Origin of the sequence: Microcoleus sp. B13-B6, from assembly GCF_036705405.1 — a bacterium.
Lineage (GTDB): Bacteria > Cyanobacteriota > Cyanobacteriia > Cyanobacteriales > Microcoleaceae > Microcoleus.
Window position 1 is genome coordinate 38472 of sequence record NZ_JAUBUJ010000062.1, and the last position, 12371, is coordinate 50842.

At 48.2% G+C, this 12371-nt stretch carries 9 protein-coding genes and 1 pseudogene; 8 read left to right on the forward strand and 2 right to left on the reverse strand.

Annotation, left to right across the window (positions count from 1 at the left end):
• The 5 genes and pseudogenes from QUB35_RS24210 to blaOXA form a co-directional block, all read left to right on the forward strand.
• A pseudogene (locus QUB35_RS24210) lies at window positions 1-416 on the forward strand (ribonuclease HI); the annotation flags it as partial.
• Between the two features lie 361 nt (window positions 417-777).
• The gene (locus QUB35_RS24215) at window positions 778-1566 is read left to right on the forward strand and encodes a HipA family kinase (RefSeq protein ID WP_333144228.1); all 789 of its coding nucleotides are present in this window, start codon (window positions 778-780) and stop codon (window positions 1564-1566) included.
• On the forward strand, window positions 1544-1942 hold the full coding sequence (locus tag QUB35_RS24220; protein WP_333144229.1) for a DUF3037 domain-containing protein: 399 nt from the start codon (window positions 1544-1546) through the stop codon (window positions 1940-1942). Before QUB35_RS24215 ends, QUB35_RS24220 begins: the two co-directional genes overlap by 23 nt.
• Before the next feature lie 245 nt (window positions 1943-2187).
• Entirely contained in the window at window positions 2188-2601 is a 414-nt protein-coding gene (locus QUB35_RS24225; RefSeq protein ID WP_333144230.1) for an MAPEG family protein, read from the forward strand.
• 151 nt (window positions 2602-2752) lie between these two features.
• Window positions 2753-3625, forward strand: a complete 873-nt coding sequence (gene blaOXA / locus QUB35_RS24230) for a class D beta-lactamase (protein WP_333144231.1) — start codon at window positions 2753-2755, stop codon at window positions 3623-3625.
• A gap of 307 nt (window positions 3626-3932) precedes the next feature.
• On the opposite strand, the gene QUB35_RS24235 is transcribed toward blaOXA, so the two are convergent.
• Window positions 3933-4478: a phosphatase domain-containing putative toxin gene (locus tag QUB35_RS24235; protein ID WP_333144232.1), complete on the reverse strand. Its 546-nt coding sequence runs from the start codon at window positions 4476-4478 to the stop codon at window positions 3933-3935.
• Between the two features lie 57 nt (window positions 4479-4535).
• On the opposite strand from QUB35_RS24235, the gene QUB35_RS24240 reads away from it, so the two are divergent.
• Window positions 4536-5174, forward strand: a complete 639-nt coding sequence (locus QUB35_RS24240) for a pentapeptide repeat-containing protein (protein ID WP_333144233.1) — start codon at window positions 4536-4538, stop codon at window positions 5172-5174.
• 354 nt (window positions 5175-5528) lie between these two features.
• Here QUB35_RS24240 and QUB35_RS24245 read toward each other — a convergent pair whose 3' ends face one another.
• Entirely contained in the window at window positions 5529-6593 is a 1065-nt protein-coding gene (locus tag QUB35_RS24245; protein ID WP_333144238.1) for a TIGR03032 family protein, read from the reverse strand.
• A 410-nt stretch (window positions 6594-7003) separates the two neighbouring features.
• Here QUB35_RS24245 and QUB35_RS24250 point away from each other — a divergent pair, with 410 nt between their 5' ends.
• Complete coding sequence (locus QUB35_RS24250; protein ID WP_333144234.1) at window positions 7004-7837, forward strand: sulfotransferase; 834 nt, start codon at window positions 7004-7006, stop codon at window positions 7835-7837.
• Between the two features lie 292 nt (window positions 7838-8129).
• The coding region (locus QUB35_RS24255) for a DUF4347 domain-containing protein (RefSeq protein WP_333144235.1) at window positions 8130-12371 on the forward strand (4242 nt) is incomplete at its 3' end.

The window sequence follows — 12371 nt, forward strand, 5'->3', positions numbered from 1 at the left end:
GGGCGGGCACGGGGGCACCGCCCCTACGCTTTGACAACACAATTGTTTCGGAAGAAACGGACGCAACTGGTAACAAAACGATAGAATCCTATGTCATAACTTCTGACCTTCCGATCTCCAACTCTACCATGATGGATTCAACTGCCGATACCCTGGAGAACTTGCCCCGCGAGGTGAGGGTTCAGGACCTCCGCAATCTGATCGAAACCTTGCACATCGCCGACGAGGTTGCGACGAAAGGCTACTTGATTACCAGTTCTGAACTGGCTGATTTGATGGATGTAAATGCCAGCGCTGTCACCAGTCGTGGAGACAACTGGGTTTGGCGAAATTGGGTAGTTTCGCGGGTGCGGCGCGAGGGAAACCAAATTCTCTGGCAATTAGAGAGAATCGACCACGTTAGTACAACTGATTAGTGGTTAGTCATGAGTTATTAGTTGATTAATGACTGATGACTAATGACTGTCTCAAAGCAAGATTTGGCAAAATTCCGTAGGGACACAACATTAGTTGTGTCCTTTTAGTCATCAGTTGAGTAAACAGATTAGTTAACATCAGTCCCAGTTAAAAGAAAGAATCCAACTGTAAACTCGTGATCAAAACCCTCCTAAAATGGCATTGCACAATTTGAGGATGATTCTTGTGGGGTACGCGTCCCGCCTGCTTTGAAAATAAAGCGGACGGGCGGGACGCCCATCCCACAAAACAATCAAAATCATCCCGCAATTATGCAACGCCCATAAAATCAGTGATTTTGCATCGAAAATCGAAAATAGCATGAGTATCAGCTTGCGAACAGTCACTGCTACCAGATATGTCACTCCTTTGCGCGAGGGCGGGTCGCTACCCGCGATCGTCGAAGCAGATGATGATGGTATGTATGTGCTCAAATTTCGCGGTGCGGGCCAGGGAGCCAAATCTCTGATCGCCGAGCTAGTGGCGGGAGAGATTGCTCGCGCCTCCGGGCTCCCAATCCCCGAACTCGTCTTTGTTGAACTCGATCCCGAACTGGCTCGCACTGAGCCTGATCCGGAAATTCAGGATTTGATCCGAGCAAGTGCTGGTCTCAACCTCGCCCTCGACTATCTCCCCGGTTCCATCACATTTGACCCGATAGCGGGGAAGTCCGAGGCGGATTTGGCTTCAGAAATCGTCTGGTTCGATGCTTTTGTGACCAACATCGATCGCACGCCGCGCAATGCAAATATGCTGGTATGGCACCGCCGGCTTTGGCTGATCGATCACGGTGCAGCCCTCTATTTCCACCACACATGGAAAGATTATCTCTCGCGCAGCCGCGATCGTTTTCCGCCAATCAAAGACCACGTTCTGCTGCGTTTTGCCAGTACGCTGGAAGCGGCAAATTCAAAGATGACTCAAAGGCTAACGCCGGAGATCATTCGCAACATTGTTAAACTAATTCCTGATACTTGGCTGGTGGGAGATTCTCCTTTCAGCGATAGCAACGAACATCGGAATGCTTATATCGAGTACCTGCTAAATCGGCTAGAATCACCACATATTTTTTTGGAGGAAGCGATTAGTGCCCGATCGATTTCTTTATGATTATGCCATTATCCGCGTCGTTCCCAAAGTCGAGCGCGAGGAGTTTATCAACGTGGGGGCGATCGTTTCCTGCGGTACGAAAAAATTCCTCGAAGCCCGTATCGAAATTGATGAACAGCGCTTGATGGCGATCGACTCAACGTTGGATCTGGAAATGATTCGCAATCACCTAGCAGTCATTCCCATCATTTGTGCAGGCGGCAAGGAATCTGGCGCGATCGGTCAACTTCCCCACAGAGAGCGCTTTCACTGGCTCGTAGCACCCCGCAGCACGATCGTTCAGACATCGCGGGTACACACTGGTTTTTGCCAGAATCTACCGGGTGCGATCGAACACTTGCTCGATACAATGGTGCGATCGTCAAGCCGATTTTAGATTTTAGATTTTAGATTTTAGATTTACTCATTTTAGCTAAAGATGAGAACGCCAGAACCATTGTACTGACGGGAAACTTTTCTAAAGTGTTAGATCGTGTCCGATCGATTAACCGCAATCAGATGCGATCGCGCTTGCTCACGAAAGTCCGCAGCCGGAGTGCGGACTTTCGCGGGCACATATCCGTTTTTTATTACTGTAATTGACCGCACATAATATTAGCTGCAGTGGAGCAAGGTAGAAATATGATGCAAATGGAACAGACAAATATGACCGTCCCCCTCTGGGGTTTAGCAATTTTCATCCTGTGGACGATCGCAGTTGTTATCCTGCTGCTAACAGTCAGGATTCGGCATCTATCTGCGGGCGGATCAGTCAAAGATTTCAGCACACCAAACGACGACAGCTTGCTTTGGCGACTATTTCGAGTACAATCCAACTTGATAGAAAACCTGCCTTTGTATTTGGGAGTTGTTTTCCTTTTAACAGTTAGGGGTGTTTCAGGAACAGCAGTAGATTTGCTGATTGTTGTGTACATTCTATTTCGGCTTGTACATTCAGCGATTCACATCGCTGGCCTCGATCCAAAGTTTCGGTTATTCAGCTTAGTAATTCAGTTAAGCTGCTTGGTCGCCTTAACTATTATGGCAGTTTTCTAGTTGAGGAATTACGCAATTGGCACATATATATAGTAGGGTGCGTCAAGGGCAAACCTTTATTGTTTCTTACACAGCGTAAGTCAGACGCACCTTACAAGTCGATCGCGCCTGTGACATTACTGCCTGTGATTTGGCTAAATTATCGAAGTTTATGAACCGAATATCTCGTGCGATCGCTGTTATTTTAATTGTATTAGGCTGCATTACTTCTGTTTTAGTTCAGCCACCGCAATCAGCCTTAACCGTGCCACATCCTGTGCAAGAATCTCCACGACGCGGAGGAGATGTTGCTGAGGCAATTAATTTTGGACGGCACTTTCAAGAATTAGGAGTTGAAGGCTCGATCGCAATTTACGATTTGAATAGCGATCGGCTTTATCAACACAACCCGCAGCGTAACGCCACAGCTTTTTTACCTGCATCTACATTTAAGATTCTCAACTCTCTGATTTCCTTAGAAACAGGGGTGATTTCAGATGAGATTGCCGTTCTAACTTGGGATGGAATTCAAAGGCAAATTCCCGCATGGAATCGAGACTTGAATATGAGAGAATCCATAAAACTTTCCGCTGTTTGGTTTTACCAAGTTCTCGCCCGCCGAGTCGGGCACGAGCAAATGCAAAAATGGGTAGCTAAAGTCGGTTATGGCAACCAAAAAATTGGTAACAAAGACGATATTGACAAATTCTGGTTAGAGGGAGAACTGCGAATCACACCCAACGAGCAAATTCAATTTCTCCGCCGTCTCTACAAAAATGACTTACCCTTTTCTGAGCGATCGCTGTCTGTGGTGAAAGACATCATAATTGTTGAACAAACTCCCGATTACACAATTAGAGCAAAAACAGGCTGGGCAAATTTTGGAGAACAAACAAAGCCTCAAATTGGCTGGTATGTAGGTTATTTAGAAAAGGATAAAAATGTTTACTTTTTTGCTACGAACATTGACATCCGCAACAATAATGACGGATCTGCAAGAATCGAGTTAACGCGCCGTTGCTTCAAGGATCTTGCGCTGCTGTAAGTGCGTTATTTGTTTTCTGATATTCGCAAAAACGCCAGCGGATCGGCTAACGGTGAGAGCCAAAACACCCATTTATGCGATGCCTGAGTTCGATCCTAGGAAGCCGAGTCTTTTAAATCTTTTAGGACTTACGCAATTGGCACATATATATAGCAATCCTAAATGATTCAGATACATTTGTAGGGGTAGTGCTACCCCTACTCCCCGTGCCTACCCCCTATCTATCGGGCAACCACGGGGAGTAGGGGTCGGATTGCCCCTACAATAATTATGCAAATGATTTAGGATTGCTATAGTTGGTATAGTGCTATGTATCATTTCTCGCAGCAAGGCGACAATCATCTAAGAGAGCATTAAGTTCTTCAACGACTAGCCAGGGGTTTCGACCTTTCAAACAAGCTGCGATTGCTGCTTCATAGGGATTTCTGCCAGTTTTTTTTACGGCTGCGATCGCCTGTTTGTTAGACAATCCCCGCCCGCTGACCAACCAAGCAGCCAAAACCTGTCCTGTACGTCCGATCCCCCCAGAACAGTGAACTACCACCCGTTCACCTTTGCTATTTGCAGATTCCAAGAACGGCAATATGCGATCGATTAAAATATCGCGATCGACCAATTCAAAGTCTGCAATCGGCGCCCAGCAAACTCGATCGCACCCAAATATTTTCCGATATGTTCCCAGTAAATCACTGTAGCGGATGAGTTGCGTCTGAGCGAGCAAGCAGCAAACTTGCTTGATATTATGCCCCTGCATAAATTCAATCCACCCAGCAATTTCTGCATCGCGGTATCCTGGTCTGGCTGCACCAAACACAATTAATTCATTCTCTGAAGCCGCAGCGAATTTGTGCATAATGTTTTCAATATTTTTACCTATAATTAAGAAAGACGCACAAATCCTGAATCTACAGTGAAAAACAACAGCTCGATCGCCTTAATGAACTGGCTGCAACCCAAACCAGAAACCGTTTTGCTATGCGACTCAAGTGCAGCAGCTTCTGAGATGGCATTCATGCTCAACGGTGAGTGGGATGGGTGCAATAGCTTGGTGCTCACTAAATGCGACAAGGTAGCAATTGAAGCAGCCGCCCGTTTGCTGGAGACATCGTGGTGCTACCAAAATACTTGCGAACCGGTTTTAATTCGGCTGGAAGTTGACGAATTGCTGCGCCGTTATGGAATTGGAGACAGGTTTTTTATTAATGCTAACTTGCGATGCGCGCAATTGAGCGAACTTTGCTTGGAAAACATTGATTTGAGTTATGCAAAATTGAATTTAGCTAACCTCAGCGGCACTAATTTAAGCAAAGCCAACTTAATGGCGGCACAGATGCCAGCAGCAAATTTGAGTTGCTGTAACTTGAGTAAATCGCAACTTGTGAGGGCGAATTTATCAGGAGCAAATTTATCGGATGCTAATCTCAGAGGTGCTGATTTAAGTTATGCAGATTTAAGCAATGTTTGTTTAACAGGTGCTGATTTAAGAGGTGCAAATTTAGCGAGAACAGACTTAAGAAAAACCAGCTTAGATGGAGCTATTTTTGAGTAATATCAAATCCCGCTTAAATACTTTCTCTCACACCCTCTGCGTACATTCTGTAAACATTTTAACATCAAACCGACAGTCCGGCAGGGGTTGAAACCCCTGCCTCAAAGCGCAAGTCCTCTAAAAGAGGACTGATGAGTTCTTGAGTCCTCTTTTAGAGGACTTTAGCTATTAGACAGGGGTTTCAACCCCTGGCGGAATAGCGGGTGGGGGGGAGGACTGGTGGACTAAAAGCTTAAGTTGACACGCTTTGGGTAATGCCGTTTCCCTAGGGCGATCGCACTTCTGGGGTGTGCTTCATAAACGTGGAATCTGCTGTATCTGCGTCCATCCGCGTACATCCGCCACCATCTGCGGTTAAAGTTCCAAAGTAATTAACTGAGCAATTTCATCCGTTTGAAAACCCAACGCCATCGGCTTTTGTACTTGAGGAATCACTTGCACATCATAGAGTTCTGTGACAATTCCTTCAAACCGCAACCAGTGAACGATCGCCCCCGTAGTCAAATCAATCACCATCATACCACAGCGAGCCTCAGCATCCTTGGCCAGCAACAACTCATCCAATTCTAAACCGCTAAAAGTGTTGTCACCTCCCCGAGGTTTCGACAGTCCAACAATTGCCCAATTTTGCCAAAATGCCAGTCCTCGCACATATCCCGGACAAAACGTAATTGCCTCAAATTTCCCTGTGTCTAAATCCACATAACCGAATTCCCCTCTCCCCGAATTCAGTAGCCACAACTTGTCTTGATACCAGCGCGGTGAGTGCGGCATTGACAATCCTGTGACGATAATCTCATTAGATTCAATATCAATAACTATACCGCCGTTTTGCCTGCGATCGCGCCAGCCATCCACCACATCCGACTGACTCGACGCCGTGACATATTTCGCTTCCCCCCCCACCATCGCCAAACCGTTGAGGTGACAGCGGTCTTCATTTATATATTGTGAGATAAAACCGGGTTTCCAGAGAGGTTTGCAACTGTGGCGATCGCTCAAAGTAGCGATACAATTAAACAAAGTGCTAATAAAAATGATTTGATTATTTTTATCGATTGCGATATCGTGAATGTCGATATCTCCGGTAGTATAACCGATTCTTGGTATATATAATTTATCGTATCCTTGGTATAATTTCCCGGATTCTAAGACATTATCTAATTGCCAGAGTTGATATTTAGAGCTTAAATAAATGCGTTCCGGCGTGCAGAAAAGCCCCATTGCGCGATCGAATATTCGCCAAAAAGCCGAGATTCTGTTGGTTTCGGGTGCAGCACCGATTAACATTAACCTGCTGGTTTGATAGGTGGTGCAAGCGAGGCTGATTTGTTGTTGGGTTAACCAAGATGGAAAATCGCGATCGCCAAAAATTTCGTGTTCGTGGACTGTATTGAAAGTGGCTTGTTCGTTATTCATAGAATCTGGAGGCATATCTTTAATATATCCCAAATGTAGGGCGATCGTAATTTCCTCGCCTTGCGGGTTTTATCCATCGTACTTGACCCAAATCAACATTCATCTGGGTCTATCAGCGTACATCCGCCACCATCTGCGATTAAAATTCCCAAGTAATTCTGTCCTCATGGCAAAGATCCGACTTTTCCGACTTTATGATCCGACTTTTCCGACTTTACAGAGGCAGGGGCCCTAAGCAACGATAGAGATAGGGGAAAGCCAACCCACGATGTCTAGATTGTAAAGATATCGTAAACCTGGATGTTGTGTTGCGAAGTGTTAAATAAAAATATGGTATAAAAGATATATCTGTGGTATGATAGATTTAAGTTGCATCTAATGTTATAGAAACCCATTCCCCCACGAGGCCAGTGAAAGCCCACTTCATATCAGGACTACCCCGCTCAGGCTCTACTTTACTGGGTGCATTACTACGACAAAATCCCCGCTTTCACGCTGCTATGACTAGCCCAGTCGGGGGATTAGTGGAGAGAATGTTGGAAGCCATGAGCGAAGATAATGAGTTTTCCGTATTTATTTCCTCTGAACAAAAACGGGCACTGATTATGAGCATCTTTTCAGCTTATTACCACCCGCAAGCTGAAAAAGAAGTGATATTCGACACAAATCGTCTTTGGTGCAGCAAGTTGCCATTAATTCTGGAACTATTTCCTGAAGCAAAAGTCATCTGCTGCGTCAGAAACATCGGTTGGATTATGGACAGCATTGAGCTACTGATTCGCCGCAATGCCTTTGATGTTTCGAGGTTATTTAATAATCCAGCGGAACGGGCTACAGTTTATAGCCGTACCGAAGCATTAAGTCAAGGTTCGCGTTTAGTTGGTTATGCTTATAACGCTCTTAAAGAAGCATTTTATAGCGAACAGAGTGCATCTCTTCTACTGGTAGATTACGACCTATTAACCATAAAGCCGGCTAAAACAATGTCGCTGATTTATCAATTTCTTGGGGAAGAGCATTTTGAGCATGATTTCGAGAATGTTCAATATCACGAGCCAGAATTTGATAATAAGCTGAAAACACAAGGGTTACATCAAGTGCGTTCTCAAGTCGAGTTTAAACCGAGAAAAACAATTTTACCCCCCGACTTGTTTGAGCGATTTGATGGCTTATCTTTTTGGACAGATTCAACAAATAGTCGTGCTAGTGCGATTGTAGCGAAGCCACAGTCCGGCAGGGGTTGAAACCCCTGCCTCAAAGCGAAAGTCCTCGCTATGAGGACTGAAAAACTCATTAGTCCTCTTAAGAGGACTTGAGCTATGAGACAGGGAATTCATTCCCTGGCGGACTGGCGGGTTTACTAGCTGAATTGGCGGGAACACAGCTTAAGTTGACACCAATTGGCACGGTGCCGTGTCCTGACTGTGGGTAATATCAATTCCAATGGCACCGGATTTGAGATTAAGCTTTGATGCGGGGGTTTCAACCCCTGCCGGACTTAAATGTAAACGATAGATATAAAGGATAGCAGGAATTATGAACTCATCAACCGCCAACAAGCAAATTATTTTCGTTGACTCTTCTGTACAGAATTATCAAAACTTGATAGAGGGCGCAGATGCTAACGCCAAAATAGTCATTTTAGATGACAAGCGTAGTGGCATTGAACAAATTACCCAAGCACTGGCTAGTGAAAGTGGCATTGAAGCTGTTCATGTAGTTTCTCACGGCAACCAAGGCAGTTTAAAACTCGGTGCAGACGTACTCAATGGGAATGACCTCGAAAAATTCAACACTCAGCTAAAACAGTGGGGAAATGCTCTGACAGAGAACGGAGATATCCTACTTTATGGATGCGATGCAGCCGCCACAGAAACTGGCAATAATTTTGTCAAGCGATTGAGTGAACTCACAGGTGCAGATGTAGCAGCCTCTAACGACTTGACGGGTTCTGCAGCTAAAGGCGGCGACTGGGATTTAGAAATAGTAACGGGCCAGATTGAATCCGCCGTGCCGTTTAATCGGCAGGCGATGGAAGATTATGACTATACACTGGCGACTTTTAATGTCACAGAGGCAACCGATGATGGCACTGGCACTGTAGCAGGCACATTGAGCAAAGCAATTTTAGATGCGAATACCACACTAGAGGATGACACCATTACCCTCACCACAAATGTCAGGTTTACACAAACTCCGAATCAGCTAATCGACAGCAATATTGCTTTTATTGGTGGCGGTTTCACTGTCAGCGGCGATGCAAATAACAGTGGCAGCAATGACGCGGGTGACGTTCGCCCCTTCTTTGTGAAGTCTGGAACCGTCAGTTTCACCAAAATGACCATTCGCGGGGGCCGCGCCCAGGGCGGAGATGGTAGTGGTGGGGGCGCAGGCATGGGGGGTGGCTTGTTTATTTATGACGGCACAGTCAGCCTGAATTCTGTCACCTTTTCTAATAACTCTGCCATTGGCGGAAATGGTGGGATTGGTAACACGGGCGGCGGTGCTAATTTCGTGCCTCTCAATCCGGCTAATAATGGTGCCAACCAAACTGGCAGCAACGGCTTCGGCGGCGGCCCCGGCGGCAACGGTGGCGAGGGCTTCGGCGGCAACGGTGGCGAGGGCTTCGGCGGCAACGGCGGCGAGGGCTTCGGCGGCCGCGGCGGCCGCGGTGGCGAGGGCTTCGGCGGCAACGGCGGCAACGGCTTCGGCGGCGGCGGCGGCTTCGGTGGCAACGGCGGCTTCGGCTACGGCGGCCCCGGCGGCGAGGGCGGCGGTGGCGGCGGCTTCGGCTACGGCGGCAACGGCGGCTTCGGCGGCGGCGGCGGCTTCGGCCAAGGCGGCCCCGGCGGCTTCGGCTACGGCCCCGGCGGCAACGGCTACGGCGGCTTCGGCGGCTTCGGTGGCGGCGGCGGCGGCGGCGGCGGTGGCGCCGTAGGCGCCGACTTCGACGGCGAAGTCGTCGGCGGCTTCGGTGGCGGCTACGGCGGCTTCGGCGGCTACGGCGGCGGCAACGGCGAAGTCGCCGTCGGCAACGGCGGCAACGGCTACGGCGGCGGCGCGGGTATGGGGGGTGCAGTATTCATCCGTCAAGGTACTCTCATGCTTGACAGCACCACATTTATCGGCAACACTGCCACAGGCGGCACAGGTAATGTCAAGGGTCAAGGCAAAGGCGGGGCAATTTTCGCCATGCGTTCTCTCAAAAACACCAACCGCAACAACCAAGGAATGCCAACTAAGCTACCTACCGTCACCTCATTAGGAACCACCTTCACCGGCAACACCGCAGTCGATCAAGCAGGACCTCCCGGTGCTAACACTCCCATCGGTGGTGTCGGCAGCGACCAGGATAATAACGACGTTTACGGGACTATTGCCGCGGCACCCACACCAGCTATCGCTGTCACCACTCCCGAAATCACTCCTACTACCCTACTAGCAGGCACAACCAAGCAAAAACTATACGAAATCGACTTAGCCGTTACCACCCTTAACGCCCAACTCACAGGCGTTACCCTGACTCCCATCGGCACTTACACCACCCCAGACATCAGCGGTTTCAAACTCATCTACTCCACCGACAACATTTTAGATGGGGGAGATACCACCCTCGCCACCCAAATCCCAGTCGCCTCCGGCAGTCCCCTGAACTTTACCGGTCTCACCCAAACCATCAACACCGGCACCACAGGCTACTTATTCCTAACTTCTGACATTGCCACAGGTGCCACCCAAGGCAACACCATCACTATCGACGAACCTACCCTCTCTAACTTCACCTTCGCCGCCGGCAACAAAACTGGAACTCCCACCGCAGGCGGCAGGCACAAGTTCGACGGCATCCCTACCATTACCAGCGTCACCGTACCCGCCAATAATACTTACGGTATTGGCGGAAACCTCGACTTCACGGCAACATTTAGCGAACCCGTCACCATCACCCCCGGTACTGGTAGCGCCAACCTCCCCATCACTCTCGACACTGGAGGTACTGTCAATGCCATTCTCACAAGCAGCGGTGCCTCATCGACTACCCAAACTTTCCGCTACACCGCAGCATCAGGCAACCTTGACAGCAATGGCATCACTGTAGGCGCTAACTTAGCACTCACAGGCGACGCGACGATTCAAGATGCGACTAAAAATAATGCCACCCTGACTTTAAATGGAGTCGCTGCGACAACGGGTGTATTAGTTGATGGCGTTGCCCCAACTGTTACTATCAATCAAGCTACAGGGCAAACAGATCCAACATCAACATCACCTATCAACTATACTGTCACTTTCAGCGAACCAGTCACTGGTTTCGATGCGGCTGATATTGACTTAAGTGGCACGGCTGGTGCAACTACAGCAACGGTAACGGGTAGCGGTGCTAATTATAATGTAGCAGTTAGCGGTATGACTGCTGTGGGAAGTGCGATCGGCATAGTAAAAGCAGGCGGTGTCACTGACATTGCGGGTAATACCAATACTGCTAGTACCAGTACCGATAATATAGTTACCTACGACAACATTGCCCCAACTGTTACTATCGATCGAGCTACAGAGCAAACAGATCCGACTGCAACTTCACCTATCAACTATACTGTCACTTTCAGCGAACCTGTCACTGGTTTCGATGCGGCTGATATTGACTTAACTGCAAGTACAGCAGCGGGAACATTAATACCAACCATCAGAGGTAGTGGCACTGTTTACAGCGTCGAAGTCAACGGCATGACAGGGGGAGGTAATGTAATTGCCAGCATCAAAGCTAACGGCGTTACTGATACAGCAGGTAATAACAACACTGCCAGTACAAGTACAGATAATACCGTTGCTTATAACAACACCTTTCCCACAGTTACATCTATCAACCGCCTTGCGACATCTCCCACTGCTGCGGCTACCGCCACCTACGAGATTAAATTCTCTGAAGATGTTACAGGCGTTGACGTTTCTGACTTTACTTTAGTCCCAAATGGTGTAACTGGTGCATCCATTGGCACTTTAACTCCTGTTGATGCTAAGACTTACCAACTGCAAGTTAACACAGGTACGGGCAGCGGTAAAATTGGGTTAAATTTAGTTGATGATGACAGCATCAAAAACAGCTTGGGAGTGGCATTAGGCGGTGCAACGGCTGGCAATGGTAACTTAACGGGACAAGTTTACGACATTGACAAAACACCGCCCACTGGCAGTTTAAATGCTGTTGCGGATGTGACTACAGCGGGCGGAACCAGTCAAACTTTGACTGTCACTTTCAGCGATAATAATGTTCTCGATGTTTCAAGCTTGGATAGTTCTGATGTTTTGATAAATTGGTCAGGTGGCGCTATTCCTGCTACTTTTGTCAGCGTCGATAATAATAGTAATGGTACGCCTCGGACAGCGACTTATTCCTTTGTTCCCCCTGGCGGAAGTTGGGATAATACTGATAATGGAACTTACACTGTTAACTTGCAAGGAAGTCAGGTTAAAGATGCACTTGGCAATCTTGCTGTTGCTGGTAGTTTAGGGACTTTTAACGTTAATGTTGCGGCACCGGTTGCGACAACCCCGCCATCGGGCACAGCGGGAACACCAACGGGCACAGCGGGAACACCAACGGGCACAGCGGGAACACCAACGGGCACAGCGGGAACACCAACGGGCACAGCGGGAACACCAACGGGCACAGCGGGAACACCAACGGGCACAGCGGGAACACCAACGGGCACAGCGGGAACACCAACGGGCACAGCGGGAACACCAACGGGCACAGCGGGAACACCAACGGGCACAGCGGGA